Origin of the sequence: Paenirhodobacter sp. CAU 1674, from assembly GCF_029222945.1 — a bacterium.
Classification (GTDB): domain Bacteria; phylum Pseudomonadota; class Alphaproteobacteria; order Rhodobacterales; family Rhodobacteraceae; genus Rhodobacter.
On sequence record NZ_JARHUH010000007.1, the window covers coordinates 222096 to 238278 of the forward strand.

16 protein-coding genes are annotated in these 16183 nt (G+C 65.6%); 6 read left to right on the plus strand and 10 right to left on the minus strand.

The features are described from left to right. Window positions 1–9: 9 nt before the first annotated feature. Window positions 10–969, minus strand: coding sequence for a zinc ABC transporter substrate-binding protein (locus P2G62_RS12125; RefSeq protein ID WP_275735163.1), 960 nt, complete (start codon window positions 967–969; stop codon window positions 10–12). A gap of 83 nt (window positions 970–1052) precedes the next feature. On the opposite strand from P2G62_RS12125, the gene P2G62_RS12130 reads away from it, so the two are divergent. From P2G62_RS12130 to P2G62_RS12145, 4 genes are all read left to right on the plus strand, one after another. Continuing rightward, entirely contained in the window at window positions 1053–1568 is a 516-nt protein-coding gene (locus P2G62_RS12130; RefSeq protein WP_275735164.1) for a transcriptional repressor, read from the plus strand. Continuing rightward, entirely contained in the window at window positions 1552–2385 is an 834-nt protein-coding gene (locus tag P2G62_RS12135) for a metal ABC transporter ATP-binding protein (protein ID WP_275735165.1), read from the plus strand. The genes P2G62_RS12130 and P2G62_RS12135 overlap by 17 nt, the downstream gene beginning before the upstream one ends. Then, window positions 2375–3160 carry an iron chelate uptake ABC transporter family permease subunit gene (locus P2G62_RS12140; protein ID WP_275735208.1) on the plus strand — a complete coding sequence of 262 codons (786 nt, stop codon included), beginning with the start codon at window positions 2375–2377 and terminating at the stop codon, window positions 3158–3160. The genes P2G62_RS12135 and P2G62_RS12140 overlap by 11 nt, the downstream gene beginning before the upstream one ends. Window positions 3161–3450: 290 nt before the next feature. Further along, window positions 3451–3636: a hypothetical protein gene (locus P2G62_RS12145; RefSeq protein WP_275735166.1), complete on the plus strand. Its 186-nt coding sequence runs from the start codon at window positions 3451–3453 to the stop codon at window positions 3634–3636. Between the two features lie 138 nt (window positions 3637–3774). Here the strand turns inward: P2G62_RS12145 and P2G62_RS12150 are convergent, their stop codons facing one another. Continuing rightward, entirely contained in the window at window positions 3775–4479 is a 705-nt protein-coding gene (locus tag P2G62_RS12150) for a YjbF family lipoprotein (protein WP_275735167.1), read from the minus strand. After that, window positions 4476–6587 (minus strand): YjbH domain-containing protein, encoded by a 2112-nt coding sequence (locus P2G62_RS12155; RefSeq protein WP_275735168.1) that lies wholly within the window; start codon window positions 6585–6587, stop codon window positions 4476–4478. The genes P2G62_RS12150 and P2G62_RS12155 overlap by 4 nt, the downstream gene beginning before the upstream one ends. Window positions 6588–6880: 293 nt before the next feature. On the opposite strand from P2G62_RS12155, the gene P2G62_RS12160 reads away from it, so the two are divergent. Continuing rightward, the gene (locus P2G62_RS12160; RefSeq protein ID WP_275735169.1) at window positions 6881–7276 is read left to right on the plus strand and encodes a hypothetical protein; all 396 of its coding nucleotides are present in this window, start codon (window positions 6881–6883) and stop codon (window positions 7274–7276) included. A 73-nt stretch (window positions 7277–7349) separates the two neighbouring features. On the opposite strand, the gene P2G62_RS12165 is transcribed toward P2G62_RS12160, so the two are convergent. The 7 genes from P2G62_RS12165 to P2G62_RS12195 form a co-directional block, all read right to left on the minus strand. Next, window positions 7350–8504 (minus strand): iron-containing alcohol dehydrogenase, encoded by a 1155-nt coding sequence (locus P2G62_RS12165; protein WP_275735170.1) that lies wholly within the window; start codon window positions 8502–8504, stop codon window positions 7350–7352. Further along, window positions 8501–9889 (minus strand): aldehyde dehydrogenase family protein, encoded by a 1389-nt coding sequence (locus P2G62_RS12170; protein WP_275735171.1) that lies wholly within the window; start codon window positions 9887–9889, stop codon window positions 8501–8503. The genes P2G62_RS12165 and P2G62_RS12170 overlap by 4 nt, the downstream gene beginning before the upstream one ends. A 79-nt stretch (window positions 9890–9968) precedes the next feature. Next, the gene (locus P2G62_RS12175) at window positions 9969–11333 is read right to left on the minus strand and encodes a glutamine synthetase family protein (protein ID WP_275735172.1); all 1365 of its coding nucleotides are present in this window, start codon (window positions 11331–11333) and stop codon (window positions 9969–9971) included. A gap of 65 nt (window positions 11334–11398) precedes the next feature. Continuing rightward, a complete protein-coding gene (locus tag P2G62_RS12180) occupies window positions 11399–12436 on the minus strand; it encodes a TRAP transporter substrate-binding protein (RefSeq protein ID WP_275735173.1) in 1038 nt (345 codons plus the stop codon). Between the two features lie 80 nt (window positions 12437–12516). After that, on the minus strand, window positions 12517–13842 hold the full coding sequence (locus tag P2G62_RS12185) for a TRAP transporter large permease subunit (protein ID WP_275735174.1): 1326 nt from the start codon (window positions 13840–13842) through the stop codon (window positions 12517–12519). Next, window positions 13842–14348 (minus strand): TRAP transporter small permease subunit, encoded by a 507-nt coding sequence (locus P2G62_RS12190; protein ID WP_275735175.1) that lies wholly within the window; start codon window positions 14346–14348, stop codon window positions 13842–13844. The genes P2G62_RS12185 and P2G62_RS12190 overlap by 1 nt, the downstream gene beginning before the upstream one ends. Further along, complete coding sequence (locus P2G62_RS12195) at window positions 14348–15112, minus strand: N-formylglutamate amidohydrolase (protein WP_275735176.1); 765 nt, start codon at window positions 15110–15112, stop codon at window positions 14348–14350. Before P2G62_RS12195 ends, P2G62_RS12190 begins: the two co-directional genes overlap by 1 nt. A gap of 153 nt (window positions 15113–15265) precedes the next feature. Here P2G62_RS12195 and P2G62_RS12200 point away from each other — a divergent pair, with 153 nt between their 5' ends. Further along, window positions 15266–16138 carry a MurR/RpiR family transcriptional regulator gene (locus tag P2G62_RS12200; RefSeq protein WP_275735177.1) on the plus strand — a complete coding sequence of 291 codons (873 nt, stop codon included), beginning with the start codon at window positions 15266–15268 and terminating at the stop codon, window positions 16136–16138. Window positions 16139–16183 lie beyond the last annotated feature (45 nt).

Here is a 16183-nt window from a genome sequence, read left to right on the forward strand (position 1 = left end):
GGGCCGGGGTCACTCTGCGCTCAGGCAGGTGCTGATTGCAGTGCCCAGATCGCGCATCAGGGCCTCGTAAAGCCCCGGGCCATAGGCCAGCGACGAGCCCGAGGGATCAAGCGCCGCGCCCAGCCGCACATTGGTGCCCTCGATCAGCAGGGCCATCTGCTTGGGGTCGTGCTGGGCTTCGGGGAAGGCGCAGACCACACCATCGGCCTGCAGATCGGCGCGCAGATCGGCCAGATGGGCCGCGCCCGGTGCGGCGGCATCGCCAAGCGCCACCGCGCCCGCCACATGCAGTGCGTAATGCTCGGCGAAATAGCCATAGGCGGCATGGGCCACCACGAAGGGCTTGTCGTGCACCGGCTGGAGTTGCGCGGAAATCTCGCTATCCATCTGCGCGATGCGGGCACGGGCGGCCTCGGCGTTGGCGGCATAGGTCGCGGCATTCTCGGGGTCGGCCGTAGCCAGTTGATCGCCGATCGCCGTCAGCCAGACCTGCGCGTTGCCGGGGTCGAGCCAGGCGTGCGGGTCAAGCCCTTCGTGACTGTGCGCATGGGCTTCTTCCTCGCCATGCTCTTCCGCGCCATGTTCATCGGCGTGATCTGCATGTTCGTCTTCGGCCTCATGGTCATGCGGGGCGTCGAACGCGCGTTTGTGCGTGCCGGCGGCTTCAAGCAGTTCGATCGCCGTGCCGCCCGCCACGCCCTGCAGGGCCCGGTCAAGCCAGGGGGTCATCTCCGGCCCGATCCAGAACACCAGATCGGCCGATTGCAGCGCCCGCGCCTGCGAGGGGCGCAGTTGGTAGTTGTGCGCATTGGCCCCCTGGTCGAGCAAGACCTCGGGCGCGCCCAGATCGCCCATCACCTGGGCCACCAGCGAACCGACCGCGGGAATATCGGTCACCACCTGCGGCACGGCGGCCATCGCCGGCGCGGTCAGCAGAAAAAACGGCACACTCAGGGTTATCGGACGCATCGGCGGGCTCCTTGGGCTTGTGAATTGGGGGCTGTTTATCTATGTAATATCATAACAGGTCAAGAGAAATGTGATAGAGTAACATGTCTAGCCCAGAGACCGACCCCGACGCGACCCTGGCCTTCGCGCGCCATGACCATGCGCATTGCGCCTGCGATACGCTGGCACGCGCCGAGGCCGAGGCTGCGCGGCGCGGCGCCCGGCTGACCCCGGTGCGCAAGCGCACGCTGGAAATCTTGCTCGAGGCGCATCGGGCGATGGGCGCCTATGAGGTGCTGGACCGGCTGGCGGCCGACGGGTTCGGCAATCAGCCGCCGGTGGCCTATCGGGCGCTGGAATTTCTGGTCGAGAACGGGCTGGCGCATCGCGTGCGGCGTTTGAACGCCTTTGCGGCCTGCATGCACCCGGGCGAGGATCACGCGCCGGTGTTCCTGATCTGCCGGGTGTGCGATGCGGTGGCCGAGGCGCCGGGGGCCGCCGTGCGTGCGGCGTTGGATCAGGCGGCAGCCGATCTGGGGTTTGCGGTCGAACGTGCCAATATCGAAGCGCTGGGCCTGTGCCCCGCCTGTGCCGGAGGCGCAGATGACGCAACCGTCTGAGGCCCTGATTTCGGCCACGAACCTCAGCGTCACCCATGGCGGTGCGCCGGTCTTGTCGGGCGTGGATTTTACCATCGCCCCGGGCGAGATCGTGACCGTGGTCGGGCCCAATGGATCGGGCAAGTCGACGCTGATCCGTGCGCTGATCGGGCTGGAGCCCGCAGCGACCGGGCAGGTCACCCGCCAGCCCGGTCTGGTGATCGGCTATGTCCCGCAAAAGCTGCATCTGGACGCCAGCCTGCCGATGACGGTGCGCCGGTTCCTGTCTTTGCCCAAACGCGTGCGCGACGCCGATGCTGCCGCGGCGCTGGCGCGCACCGGGGTGCCGGGGCTGGAAGGGCGGCAGATCACGCGGCTGTCGGGCGGGCAGTTTCAGCGCGTTCTGCTGGCGCGCGCACTGCTGGCGCGGCCGCAGATCCTGATTCTGGACGAACCGACGCAGGGGCTGGACCAGCCCGGCACGGCGGCGTTCTACAAGCTGATCGAAGAGGTCCGCCACGAGACCGGCGCGGCCGTGCTGATGGTCAGCCACGATCTGCATGTGGTGATGTCGGCCTCGGACCGGGTGATCTGCCTGAACGGGCATGTCTGCTGTGCAGGCACGCCCCGGGTGGTGTCGAACGCGCCGGAATATCGCGCGCTGTTCGGGATGGGCACCGGCGGGGCCTTCGCGCTGTATCAACATGTGCATGACCACGATCACGACCATGACGAAGGCCACGGCCACGATCCGGCACATCCGCATCACGCGCATCCGCAGGCCCACGGCCACGACCATTCCCATACCCACGACTGCGAGCACGACCATGCTGGATGATTTTCTGACCCGTGCGGCGCTGGCGGGCGCCGGGCTGACGCTGGCCACCGGGCCGCTGGGATCGTTCGTGGTCTGGCGGCGGATGGCCTATTTCGGCGATGCCACGGCGCATGCGGCGATTCTGGGGGTCGCGCTGAGCTTCGGCTTCGGCATTTCGGTCTATGCCGGCACGCTGGCGGTGGCCCTTGGCATGGCGCTGACCGTGGCGCAGCTGTCGGGGCGGGGGCATGCGATGGATACGGTGCTGGGTGTTCTGGCACATTCCGCGCTGGCCTTCGGCCTGATCGCGGCGTCGCTGATTTCGGGGCTGCGGGTGGATCTGAGCGCCTGGCTGTTTGGCGATATTCTGGCGGTCAGCCGCGCGGATCTGGGCATCGTCTGGGGCGGTGCGCTGCTGGTGCTGGCGGCGTTGGTCTGGCGCTGGCAGGGGCTCTTGGCCGCGACCGTGAACGAGGAGCTGGCGCAGGCCTCGGGGCTCAATCCGCGGACCGAACGGCTGGTGCTGGTGCTGGCGCTGGCGCTGACGGTGGCGGTGTCGATCAAGATCGTCGGCGCGCTGCTGATCGCCGCGCTTCTGATCGTGCCCGCCGCCACCGCGAGGCAATTTGCGCGCACGCCCGAAACCATGGCACTGGGGGCGACGGCGACGGGGGCGGTTTCGATCGTGCTGGGGCTTTGGGCTTCGATGCGGTTCGACACGCCCGCGGGCCCCTCGATCGTGGCGATGGCGGCGGCGCTGTTCACGGCGTCGCTGATCTTTCCGCGCCGCGCCTGATCGGGGCGCCGGGACGCGCCAATTCACAACCGCGCCACAAGTTCCCGGAATCATAAAAAAATTTGGCCCGGAATCATCCTATGGGCAAAAAACGGCGAAAAAGTCGCAGTTGCGACGCTTTTGCACGGCAATCCCGGCTTTGGGGGTTCCGATCTGTGCTAAACTGCAACAGTCGATAGGGCCCAGAGGTAAATAGCCGCGATTCTCCTTTGCATTTAATCGTGGTTATGCGAATCTCGCTTCGATGCTGCCGGCGTTGGCGGCTGTCTACAGTAATGACGGAGATTACTATGAAAAAAATCGCTACCATCGCTCTGGCCCTGGGCCTGACCGCTTCGACCGCTTTTGCTGGCGGCTACACCGCTCCCGTCGTCGACGCTGAGCCGGTCGTCGTCGAAGGCGCTTCGTCGTCGAACGCTGCTTGGCTGATCCCGGTCCTGCTGATCGCAGGCATCGCGGCTGCCTCGTCGAACTAATTTTAGCTTCGGCTAAAATCAAAAGCCGGAAAGCATCGCTTTCCGGCTTTTTGTATTGGGGCCTGTGGTTCAGCGTGGCCCGAAAGGAAAAAGCGCCCCGTGGGGCGCTTTTGTCATGTGACGGGGCAGGGCAGTGCCTCAGTCGCGCAGGCTTTGCAGAACCAGATAGCCCAATCCCGGCCCGACCCACTGTCGGGATACCAGCACGCGCCCGTCCGTGGCCACCAGATAGCCATTGTCGACCACCGCGCCAGAGCCTTCGCAATGCTCTGCCACCTGCTGACCTGTGTAGGTGATGCCCGCAATGTCCTGCGTCATGCTGGCGCCGGGGGTGACTGTGCAGGTCATCGGCACCGGACGTTCGACCCCGTTGCCATCCAGATAGCGCTGCACCCGCGGCGCGCTGCCCGCCTGGCGCGTGCGGATCAGTCGGGCGACGGCATCCGTGTCGGCTGACATCAGATCACGGCCATAGCCGCGTGTGCCCGCCAGAAGACCGCTGCGCAGCATCACACCGCGCTGATCGGGGGTCTGATAGCTGCGCATCGTGCCGTTCTCGCCAACCATGCCCAGCACGGTGGGCGCGCCCACGGACTCGAAGGTGGCCAGCAGCACGGGCCCCTTGACCGAGGCCAGCGCGGCCTGTGCCAGCTGTGCGGGATCGGGCGCCTGGGCCGATGCCGTACTGGCGCGTTTGCCGGGCAATACCGCGCCCAGCCCGTTCTTGACCAGTGCCGCACCGCCTGCGCCCCGTTCCAGCCCGGCAGAGTCGCGCGAACAGCCCGCAAGTGCCAGCGCGGCGATCAGCAGGGCCGCCGTGCCCCGCACCGAGAGATGGCTCATCGCCAGAATCTCCCCCAATCCTCGTAGATCGCGCCCATGTGGTTGCCGCGCACCGTTTCGTAAAGCCGCCCGTCCACATCGACCCGCGCGCCGCCATCGCCGGTATAGGGCCGGATCGTCGGGTGGAAGGTCGCCAGCGTCGGTTTGCCGAGCGCCCAGCTGAGCGGGATCGTCAGGCGCACGCCCTTGTCGAAAGAGCCGGGCCCGAAATCGGACGAGGACATGTCGGTCAGCGTGGCGAAGGCGCCGACGCTCCAGCCATTGGCCAGCTGGCGATCGACCGAAATCGTCGCGCCCCAGTCTTCGGCCAGATAGCGCCCGACATCCAGCTGCCCGGTCACGCCCGGGCCGAAATCGTAATAGGCCGACAGGTGACCGCCGAGGGTGTCATAATCCTGGAAATCGAAGGCGTCATCGAAGGCGCGCTGCTTGACGTAATCCAGTTCGGCGCCAAGTGCGAGGCGGCTGTCGACGGGTTTCCACAGCACCTCGCCCGAGACACCGCCATACATCCGTTCCAGATAGCCCACCGTAACGCGGCTATAGATCGCCTCGGCCGGGCGGCCATACCAGGCCAGCGTCAGCCGCTCCAGCGTCAGGTCGCTGTTCTTCTGGTATTCGGCCACGTCCGAACGCACATGCTGCACGGGCGAGGTGGAAACGCGCGTCTGATCGTCGAGATTGCCGAACACCTTCTGGCGCAGGGTGCCCGACAGGATCAGCCCGGGCGCCAGATCAAGGCTGCCGTTCAGCGCGATGCCCATGTCGGCATGCAGATCCTGCCCCGGATCGAAGCTCGAAAACTCGACATAGGGCGAGAGGCCGAAGCGATAACGCGGATAGATCCCGGGGGTGGCGGTGAAGGCGCCGTCCAGCGCGGCTTCGCCAATCACCGTGCGCGCCAGGATTTCGCCCGATTGGGTGTTTTCCAGACGCTCCAGATCGCTGCGCTTGAAGCTGACCGAGGCCGTGGGCAGCCCGTTCACCACGGGGGTAATCACGATGGTCTCGACCGAAGGCGGCAGCGCCCGGGTCAGGATGCGCGCGGTATGGCCCAGGGCCTGCGGTGTCGAATTGTAGGTCTCATTGCGCAGGCGCACTTCGGCACTGGTTGCCGAAAGCTGCATCGAATCAAGGATCTGGCCGTCCTTCTTCAGGCTGTCTGCGACAGCTTTCTGAATTGCCGGCGCGGCGGTGGGATCGGCGGTCCAGGCGCCGGACCAGCCATCCGGGTCGGCGCTGGGGGCCGGGCGCGGGCGCACCGGCAGCGGCGCCTTTTCCAGCCCCGACGGCGCGGGCGGCTGATGCGGGTCCAGCACGATGTTGAACTGGAACCCGACCTCGGACCCCGCCAGATAATAGGCCGAAACCGAGGCCATGTTGTTGATCTTGTAATCGGCGCCGAAGTTGACCGAGGTCTTGCGGTCGAAGTCGTTGGCCGCAACTTCGGCGGCATAATCGTCCGAGCTGACCTCGGCCTTCAGAACCAGCTTGTCATTGGCCTGCCAGGCCACGCCGGCAAAGGCTGCCGCGGGGCCACGAAACCAGGTGTCGGCATTCAGCCCGCCCACCGGATCGGCCGCCGGGCGCGTGCCGCCGCCAAAGCTGCCTTCGGTGCCCAGACGGCCCCAGCCGATGCCTGCCGTGGCGCGCAACTGAGGGGTCAGGGTTTTCGTGGCCACCACATATTCGGCGGCATTCACACCGGTGCCGAACATGTCGCGCAGGCCGACGGCCACCGCCGGGCGCCAGCCCTGTTCGTCCAGCACCTGCCAGTGCAGATCGAGGGTCTTTTCTTTCAGCGTGTCGCCGCCGGCGCCCAGCCCGTCCTGATGGGTGAAGCGCAGCGTGCCGGTGACGCGCGGGGTGATCTGGAAGGCGAAATTGCCGCGCAGCGCGCCTGCGGCCTTGCCGACCGAGGTCGCGATCTCGCCGTCCTGCATCGCCTCGGCGGTGGGCATGTCGATCAGGCCGGGGGTGCCGAAGCGGCCGAGGCTCCAGCCCAGCGTCGAGGTGGTCTCGGCCCGGGCGGCAAAGCCCGCAGGCACCAGCCCTGCGATCAGCGCCAGCGTGCTGACCTTACCGATTTTCGTGAACATGCGCGCCATCGGACCCTCCACCTTTGCCCCTCTATAACCCGGCTTTTGCCCACAACGCGAGGGGCAATGCCCCGAATTTTGCGCGCCGTGGCAGGTTCGACGCAGCATTTTGCGGGCGGTCGGGGCTGCGGCAATGCGCCCCGCTGCGAAGGGCGATGAATCTGTTATCAGATAACCTAACATGTATTTTAAATGCAGGAATGGCCATGGCGTCAGATCATCCCTCTCATCGGGGCGGGCACAGGGGCAGGGGGCACGGTGGCGATCCGGCCCGCGCCGACCGCCACCGCCACGACCAGTCGGTGTTTCACACCCTTCTGGCCCGCCATACCGAAATCCGCCGGAAAGTTACGCAAACCGCGCAGGGGATCGACACGCTGACCACCTCGGACAGCCCCGAGATCGTCGCGCTGCTGCACGATCACGCCCACGAAATGCACCGCCGGATGACCGAAGGTTTTGGCCTGCGCCACTGGGACCCGGCCTTTGCCGAGATCTTCGCGCAGAAGGACAAGGTGCGGATGCAGGTTGAAATCCTGCCCGACGGTGTGCGGGTGATCGAGACTTCGGACGATCCGAACGTCGTGCTGCTGATCCAGGCGCATGGGGCGCAGGTGTCGCGTTTCGTCGCGGGTGGCGCCAAGGTGGCGGCGCAAGAAAGTCCGCTGCCAGATGCCTATCGCCGGGTTACCGGCTAAGCGATGCGGCCGGTGCCACGGCCGCTGCCCGGACCGGGGGACGTGCGTCCCCGCGCCCCCGGTCCGGACGAAATTACAGGCAGGCCTCGAACAGCGCGCGGGTGTTTTCCGCCGTCATTTCAATAGGATTGCCCCCGCAAGACGGGTCTTCCAGCGCCATTTCGGTCAGCATCGCCAGATCTTCGCGCTTGACCCCCATCGCGGTCAGATTGGCCGGGATGTTCAGCGTCGCGCGCAGCTCCATCACCGCCGCGCGGAAGCCCTCGAACCCGCCCGCGATGCCCAGATAGGCGGCGGCGCGGTCGATCAGCCCTTCGATCGCGGCGCGGTTGTAATCCAGCACCATCGGCATCACGCAGGCATTCGTCGTGCCATGGTGCGTGCCGTAAACCGCGCCGACCGGATGGCTGAGCGAATGGATCGCGCCCAGGCCCTTCTGGAACGCGACCGCCCCCATCGCGGCGGCCGACATCATATGCGCGCGCGCCTGCAGGTCAGTGGGGTCGGCATAGACCTTGGGCAGGTTTTCGAACACCAGCCGCATTCCTTCCAGCGCGATGCCCTGGCTCATCGGGTGGTAGAACGGGCTGCAATAGGCCTCGAGGCAATGCGCCAGCGCATCCATGCCGGTGCCCGCGGTGATGAAGGCCGGCATGCCGACCGTCAGCGCCGGGTCGCAGATCGTGACCGAGGGCAGCAGTTTCGGGTGGAAGATGATCTTCTTCTTATGCGTCACCGAATTGGTCAGAACGCCCGCGCGCCCGACCTCTGACCCGGTGCCCGCCGTGGTCGGCACCGCGATGATCGGCGCGATCTTGGCTGCATCCGCGCGCGTCCACCAATCGCCGATGTCCTCCAAATCCCAGATGCTCAGGCTGGCGGGTTGATCGGCCATCAGCGCGATCAGCTTGCCCAGATCCAGCGCCGAGCCGCCACCGAAACAGACCACCCCGTCATGCCCGCCCGCCTTGTAAAGGGCGATGCCATCGGCAAGGTTCGCCTCGTTCGGGTTCGGGTCCACCTGCGAAAAGACCGCGCGGCCCAGACCCGCAGCATCAAGGATATCAAGCGCTTGCGCGGTGATCGGCAGGGCGGCCAGCGCCTTGTCGGTGACCAGCAGCGGTTTTGTCATCCCCACCGCGCGGCAGTGGTCGGCCAGTTCCACCACCCGGCCCACGCCGAATTTGATCGCCGTGGGATAGGACCAGTTCATGTTCGGCACGTTCATTTCGTCACCTTTTTCAGATGGTAGGATTTCGGCCGGGTGACCGAATAAAAGCCCAGAACCGACAGCGAGCCGCCCCGCCCGGTGTCCTTGCAGCCGGTCCAGCACAGCGCCGGGTCCAGATAATCGCAGCGGTTCATGAAGACGGTGCCGGTTTCGACCTGCGCGCCCACCGCGGCGGCGCGGGCGGGATCGGCCGTCCATAGCGAACAGGTCAGCCCATAGGGGCTGTCGTTCATCACCGCGATCGCCTCGGCGTCGTCTTTCACCGGCATGATGCCGACAACGGGGCCGAAGCTTTCCTCGCGCATCACCCGCATTTCGTGGTTCACGTTGACCAGGATTTGCGGGGCCAGATAGCCGCCGCCGTCATCTTCGGGGAACAGCGCCGGGTCGATCAGCGCGGTTGCGCCGTCGGCGATGGCCTCGGCGATCTGTTCGCGCACGATATGGGCGAAGCGCTTGTTCGCCATCGGGCCAAGCGTGATGTCGGCGTCGAACGGATTGCCGAGCTTGAGCGCCTTGACCCAGGCCACCGCCTTTTCGACGAAGGCGTCATACAGGCTTTCATGCACATAGATCCGCTCGATCCCGCAGCAGCACTGCCCTGCGTTGAACATCGCGCCGTCCATCAGGCTGTCGACAGCGGCATCCAGATCGGCGTCGTCCATCACATAGCCCGGGTCCTTGCCACCCAGTTCCAGCCCGAGCCCGGTGAAGGTGCCCGCCGCCGCGCGTTCAATCGCCTGACCGCCGGTGACTGAGCCGGTGAAGTTGACGAAGTTGAACGCCCGCGCGCCGATCAGCGCCTCGGTCACGTCATGGCTCAGCACGACATTCTGGAACACATCCTCGGGCACGCCCGCGGCATGGAAGGCCTCGGCCAGGCGTTCGCCCACCAGCAGGGTCTGGCTGGCGTGTTTCAGAACCACCGTATTGCCCGCGATCAACGCGGGCGCGAGGGTGTTGATCGTGGTCAGATAGGGATAGTTCCAGGGCGCGATGATGAACACCACGCCGACCGGCTCGCGCGCGATCTGGCGGGTGAAGCGGTCGCTGTCCTCGACCACCATCGGGGCCAGCGCCTCGGCGGCGATTTCGGCCATGTACTCGGTGCGGTCGTTCACCCCGCCGAATTCACCGCCAAAGCGGGTCGGGCGGCCCATTTGCCAGGCCAGTTCCTCGACCACCTGGTCCTTCATTTCGTTCAGCTTGGCCACGCCCGCCTTGACCAGTGCGATGCGCTCGGCCAGCGGGCGCGCGGCCCAGGCGGGTTGCGCGGCGCGCGCGCGGGCGGCCATCGCCTGTGCCTCGCTCAGGCTCAGCGCGGGCCGCTCGGCATAGATCTGCCCGTCCACGGGCGAGATGCATTGGATCATCTTCGTCATATCGACCTTCCTTCGCGCCGCTCCGGGCGCTTCCCGTCACGCCCGAGGGGCCGGGCGCTGCCATTGCTGCCGGGCCGTCTCAGGCCCGTTCAAAACCGCGCATGCGTTCCCAATCGGTCACCACGCGCAGGTGTTCCTCGACTTCCCAGCGGGCGGCGCGGTAGTAATGCGCGACCACATCGGCCCCGAAGGCGCGTTCCAGAAATTCGCTGTCGCGCATCGCTTCGCCCGCCTCGCCCAGCGATCGGGGCACATGCGGGGCGGTGGCCGCCTGATACAGATCGCCCGAGACCGGATCGCCCGGATCAAGCATCTGCTCGATCCCCTCCAACCCTGCCGCCAGCAGCGCCGCGCAGGCCAGATAGGGGTTCAGATCGGCGCCGCCGATCCGGCATTCGACGCGCACCGATTTCGTGCCCTCGCCGCAGATCCGGTACCCCGCGGTGCGGTTGTCCAGCGACCAGACCGCGCGGGTGGGCGCGAACATGCCTTCGCAGAAGCGTTTGTAGCTGTTGATATAGGGCGCCAGGAAATAGGTGATCTCGCGCGAAAAGGCGAGCTGCCCGGCGAGGAAGTGCCGCATCACCTCGGACATGCCATGGGGCGCTGCGGGGTCGTGGAAGGCATTGGCGCCGTCCTTCCACAGCGACTGGTGGACATGGCTGGAACTGCCCGCCTTGGTATGATCGTATTTCGCCATGAAGGTGACGCTGGCGCCGTGCTGTTGCGCGATTTCCTTGACGCCCTGCTTGATCAGCACATGCATGTCGGCGGTATCAAGCGCGTCGGAATATTTCGCGTTCACCTCTTCCTGCCCGGCCTCGGCCTCGCCCTTGGAACATTCGATCGGGATGCCTGCGGCATAAAGCTGATTGCGGATGTCACGCATGATCGGCTCGTCGCGTGCCGTGCCGAACAGCGCATAATCGACGTTGTAGCGCGCCATCGGCGTGGGCGTGGGATAGCCCGCGTCGAACAGCTCGGGGAAGCTTTCCTCGAACAGGAAGAATTCCAGCTCGGTCGCCATCATCACATCGAACCCCATCGCGCGAGCCCGCGCGATCTGCCGCATCAGCACCGAGCGCGGGGCATGCGGCACGGGTTCGTGCGTGTGATGATCCAGCACATCGCACATCACCAGCGCGGTGCCCGGCACCCAGGGAATGGTGCGCAGCGTGGCCATGTCGGGCTTCATCACATAATCGCCATAGCCGCGTGTCCAGGACGAGGCATCATAGCCGGGAACCGTGACCATCTCCATGTCGGTGGCCAGCAGGTAGTTGCAGCAATGCGTTTCCTCATGGGCCGAGTCGATGAAATGCTGCGCGTGAAAGCGCTTGCCCTGCAACCGGCCCTGCATGTCGCAGATGCAGGCGATCACGGTGTCGATCTCGCCGGCTTTGACGGCGGTCTTCAGGGCGGCAAAACTCAGGTTCGCGGGCATTCGGTCCTCCTCCGGGAAAGGCCCCGCGCGAAGGGCGCGCGGGGCCACTGTCATCAAGGCCAGCCTCAGCCGTAGCGATAGGGCTGCCCGGCTTTCACCATGGTCTCATTGTATTTACGAATGATGTCCACGACCTTGGCTTTCAGCGGGCTTTCGGCCGCAACCTCGTCCCAGAACTTGTGCGCGGCGGCCTCGATCTGGGCGTAATCCTCGTCGGGCAACGAAGTCAGCGTCATGTCCGCGCCCTCGACGCGCAGCTTGGCCTCGCCCGCCCAATACCACCACTGGCGGTGGTAATGCGACTGGTCGAAACAGGTCTTGAGCAGTTGCTGCAGATGCGGCGGCACCTCGTTCCAGCGGTCCATATTGGCGAAGAAATGCCCGATCCACGCGCCCGAAATGTTGTTGGTCAGGAAATAGGGCGCAACCTTGGACCAGCCCGAGGTGTAATCCTCGGTGATGCCCGACCATGCCAGACCGTCCAGCTCGCCCGTCTGCAGCGCGACCTCGACATCTTCCCACGGCAGGGTGACGGGCACCACGCCGAACTGCGCCAGGAACCGCCCGGCGGTCGGGAAGGTGAAAACGCGCTTGCCCTTCAGGTCGGCCAGGCTGTTGACCGGCTCTTTCATGTTGAAATTGCACGGGTCCCACGACCCGGCCGAAATGTGCTGGATGCCGACCTTGGCGTATTCTTCCTTCCAGATCTGATCGAGGCCCCATTCGTTGAACAGCGCCGGCACATCCAGCGAATAGCGCAGCGCAAAGGGAAAATAGCCGCCGAACACCGTGACTTCGGTCGGTGACGCCATGCTGTCATCATCCGATTGCACCGCGTCGATGGTGCCGTTCTGCATCGCGCGGAACAGCTCTGACGTGGGGACCAACTGGTCCGAGGTGTAAAGCTCGATCTCCATCTGGCCGTTGGCGATCGCGTTGAAGGCCTCGATCGCGGGTTTGACGACCTGTTCGGCCAGCGCGGGGCCCGCATAGGTCTGCAAGCGCCACTTGATCGTGCCTTCGGCACGGGCGGGGGCGGCAAGGCCCGCGGCTGCGGCCCCCAATGCGCCGGTGGTCAGAAACTTCCGTCTTGTCGTGGTCATGTCTCTCTCCTTGTTGGGTTGGCGCCCCTTTTTTCGGGGTCGTTCATGTGGGGTGTGCCCCCTTTGGGGTCATTATGAATTCAGCGGCCCAGCACCTCGCGCGGCAGCCACAGCGCCAGTTCGGGGAAGATCATCACCAGAACCAGCGTCAGGATCATCACCAGAACGAAGGGAAACACCGAACGGTAGATCACCGGCAGGGTGAATTCCGGGGGCGCCATCGCCTTCATCAGGAACAGGTTATAGCCGAAGGGCGGCGTCAGATAGGCGATCTGGCAGGTGATCGTATACAGCACACCATACCACACCAGATCGAAGCCCAGCACCTTGGCCAGGCTCACATAGACCGGCGCCACGATCACCAGCATCGCGGTGTCGTCCAGAAAGGTGCCCATCACCAGAAAGCTCAGCTGCATCAGCACCAGCACCTGCCAGGGGCTGAGGCCCAGACTGTCGACAAAGAAATTCTGGATCGCGCGGCCCGCGCCCAAGCCATCGAACACCGCCCCGAAGGACAGCGCAGCGGTGATGATCAGCATGAACATCACGGTGATCGCCATGGTCTGACGGGTGGCGGTTTCGAACACCGCGCGGGTGAAGCGGCCCTTGATCAGCGCCGCCGCCACCGCCGCCAGCGCGCCGATCACCGAGGCCTCGGTCAGGCTGGCCCAGCCGTTCAGGAAAGGCACCATCATCGCGACGAAAATGAACACCGGCAGCAGGCCCGCGCGCAGCAGGCGGAATTTCTCGGCCCGGGTGACAGAGGCCAGCTCGTCGGCGCTCATCGGCGGGGCGAGGGCGGGGTTCAGCCAGGTGCGGATCAGGATATAGGCGATGAACAGCGCCGCCATCAGCATCCCCGGCACCGCGCCCGCCAGCCACAGCTGCGACACCGGCTGGCGCGCGATCAGCGAAAACAGCACCAGCACGACCGAGGGCGGGATCAGGATGCCCAGGCTCGACCCGGCCTGAATCACGCCCGAAATCATCAGCTTGTCATAGCCGCGCCGCATCAGTTCGGGCAGCGCGATGGTGGCGCCGATCGCCATGCCCGCGACCGACAGCCCGTTCATCACGGAAATCATCACCATCAACAGGATCGTGCCGATCGCCAGCCCCCCGGGCACCGGCCCGAACCAGACGTGAAACATCCGATAGAGGTCCTCGGCCAGACGGCTTTCGCTCATCACATAGCCCATGAAAACGAACATCGGCAGCGTCAGCAACGGCGTCCATTTCATCAGCTTCATCACGGCGGAAAAGCCCATGTCGGTGCCGCCCGGTCCCCAAAGCGCCAGCGCGGCCACCACCGCGACAAAGCCGATGGCGCCGAACACCCGCTGCCCGGTCAGCATCATCAGCAGCATCGTCGAGAACATCAGCAAAGCGATGGTGTTGTAATCCATCAGATCTTCTCCCCGCGGATCGTGGCGATGTCGCGGATCAGATGGGCGCTGGCTTGCAGCAGCATCAGGGCAAACGCGAAGGTGATGACCGACTTGATCGGCCAGAGCGGCGGGCGCCAGGCGGTCGGGTTGCGTTCATTCACCGCAAAGGAATAGGCGGTGGCATCGAACGCGCCCCACAGCATCACGCCCAGATAGAACATCAGGCAAAAGACGGTGAACACGTCCCACAGCGCCTGGCCCTTGGTGGTGAAGCGCGCATAGATCAGGTCCATCCGCACATTGGTATCCAGCTGCAGCGAATAGGGCGCGCCCAGCATGAAATAGGCCACCAGCGTGAACTGCGCCATTTCCAGCGTCCACAGCGCGGGCACATGCATGATCTTGGTGACCGAAGACCACAGCAAGATCGCCATCATCACATAAAGCAGATACATCGCGAACCGCCCGACGCGGTAATTCATAGCCTCGACGAAACGGACATAGGCGCGGGTCCAGGCGGGCATCAGGGCGTCTCCTCGATCCGGGGCAGGGCGGCATGCAGCAGCGTTGTCAGCTGCGCGGCCATCGCCTCTTGCGCGGTGGGTGTGGCGATCAGGTCGTTGCGCAGCTCCAGCATCACATGCGGCAGGCCGATCGGCGTCGCGTGGCGCGCCAGCGTATGCGTCACCCCGTCCGCTGCCGAATAGGGCGCGTTGAGTTGCACATTCAGCCCGGTCTGTGCCCGCGCCTCGGCGGCCAGCGCCGTGGCGTAGCGCGGGTCGGTGTCGTGGATCAGCCCCAGCTCCACCGCGCGCGGCACCCCGTGGAACACCGGGGTGAAGCTATGCACAGTCACCAGCACCGGCGCGATCCCCTGTGCCAGCCGCCGCGCGATCTGCGCATCGAGTGCTGCGTGAAACGGCAGATACAGCGCTTCGGTCCGGGCCCGCCGCTCGGCCATGGGCAGGGCGCGGTTGCCCGGGATGTCATGGATTTCCGACCGCTCTGGCATCGCGCCCGACGCATGGGGCGGGCGGTTCAGATCGTAGATCAGCCGCGAGGCGGTCCCCCGCACCAGCACCGCTTGCAGCCGCGTGGCCAGCCCCCGTGCCAACCCCAGGGCGCCGGGGTCCCAGGCGATATGCGCCGCGCGCGCGGCCTCATCCAACCCCAGATCGCCCCACTGCGCCGGGAAGTGGTTCGATGCATGCTCGCACACCAGCACGAACCGGCCGGGCGCCTCGGCGCCCTCGACAGTCACGGCATGATCGGCAGCCTGATCGGTCATCTGTTCCCGTTCGGTCGTGGTGGCGATTCTGATTTTATCTTTCGGTCAGGCTCCTCCGCAGATCCCATTCTGTCAACATTATTTCAAATCCGACAATTCTGTTACAATCTGTTCTTGGGCCGAATCAGGCGCTGGACAGAAGGAGTGCCCGATTTGGCGGCAGCGACGCAGACCATCGAAGACCAGATCCGCGCCGCCATCGACACGATGACCCGCGCCGAACGCCAATTGGCCAGCCATATCCTGCGGCATTACCCGGTCGCGCTGCTGGGGTCGGTCACGCAACTGGCCCGCGCCGCCGAGGTCAGCTCGCCCACCGTGGTGCGGCTGGCCCAGAAGATGGGCTTTGGCGGTTATCCCGGGCTGCAATCGGCGGTGCGCGATGAGTTGGAGGCAAGGCTGATCAGCCCGCTGGCCAAACACGACCGCTGGGCCGCCGCGGCCCCCGAGGCGCATATCCTCAACCGTTTTGCCGATGCGGTGCTGGGCAACCTGCAGGCCACGCTGGCACAGATCGACCATGCCGAATTCGACGCGGTGGCGCGGCTGATGGCCGATCCGGCGCGCAAGATCTTTGCCACCGGCGGACGTATCACGCTGGCGATGGCGGAATATTTCGTCACCCACATGAAGGTGATCCGTCCCGATGTCGAACTGCTGCTGCCGGTGTCAAACGCCTGGCCGCCCGCCCTGATCGAGATGCGCCCGGGGGATGTGCTGCTGGCCTTCGATATCCGCCGCTACGAGAACAACGTGCTGCAACTGGTTGAAATGGCTTCGGAACAAGGCGCCGAGGTGGTGCTGGTCACCGACCCCTGGGTCAGCCCGGCCGCCGCGCATGCCCGCTATCGTTTCTCGGCACAGATCGAGGTGCCGAGCGCGTGGGATTCGACCGTGGCGCTGCAGGTGCTGGCCGAAACCCTGATGGCGGCGGTGCAGTCGCTGACCTGGGAAGACACGGCCGCGCGGATGAAACGGCTCGAAGATCTCTATGCCCGCGCGCGGTTCTTCCGGGGGCGGAAATGAGCCGCGCGCCCCGGGGCGGCCGGGGCAGAGGGGGCGCTGCCCCCC

Coding starts and splice junctions, on each gene's coding strand:
- P2G62_RS12185 (WP_275735174.1), bottom strand. CDS start 13,842: ATGGATTACAACACCATCGCTTTGCTGATGTTCTCGACGATGCTGCTG.
- P2G62_RS12125 (WP_275735163.1), bottom strand. CDS start 969: ATGCGTCCGATAACCCTGAGTGTGCCGTTTTTTCTGCTGACCGCGCCG.
- P2G62_RS12180 (WP_275735173.1), bottom strand. CDS start 12,436: ATGACCACGACAAGACGGAAGTTTCTGACCACCGGCGCATTGGGGGCC.
- P2G62_RS12140 (WP_275735208.1), top strand. CDS start 2,375: ATGCTGGATGATTTTCTGACCCGTGCGGCGCTGGCGGGCGCCGGGCTG.
- P2G62_RS12190 (WP_275735175.1), bottom strand. CDS start 14,348: ATGCCCGCCTGGACCCGCGCCTATGTCCGTTTCGTCGAGGCTATGAAT.
- P2G62_RS12150 (WP_275735167.1), bottom strand. CDS start 4,479: ATGAGCCATCTCTCGGTGCGGGGCACGGCGGCCCTGCTGATCGCCGCG.
- P2G62_RS12135 (WP_275735165.1), top strand. CDS start 1,552: ATGACGCAACCGTCTGAGGCCCTGATTTCGGCCACGAACCTCAGCGTC.
- P2G62_RS12195 (WP_275735176.1), bottom strand. CDS start 15,112: ATGACCGATCAGGCTGCCGATCATGCCGTGACTGTCGAGGGCGCCGAG.
- P2G62_RS12170 (WP_275735171.1), bottom strand. CDS start 9,889: ATGACGAAGATGATCCAATGCATCTCGCCCGTGGACGGGCAGATCTAT.
- P2G62_RS12175 (WP_275735172.1), bottom strand. CDS start 11,333: ATGCCCGCGAACCTGAGTTTTGCCGCCCTGAAGACCGCCGTCAAAGCC.
- P2G62_RS12155 (WP_275735168.1), bottom strand. CDS start 6,587: ATGGCGCGCATGTTCACGAAAATCGGTAAGGTCAGCACGCTGGCGCTG.
- P2G62_RS12145 (WP_275735166.1), top strand. CDS start 3,451: ATGAAAAAAATCGCTACCATCGCTCTGGCCCTGGGCCTGACCGCTTCG.
- P2G62_RS12165 (WP_275735170.1), bottom strand. CDS start 8,504: ATGAACGTGCCGAACATGAACTGGTCCTATCCCACGGCGATCAAATTC.
- P2G62_RS12130 (WP_275735164.1), top strand. CDS start 1,053: ATGTCTAGCCCAGAGACCGACCCCGACGCGACCCTGGCCTTCGCGCGC.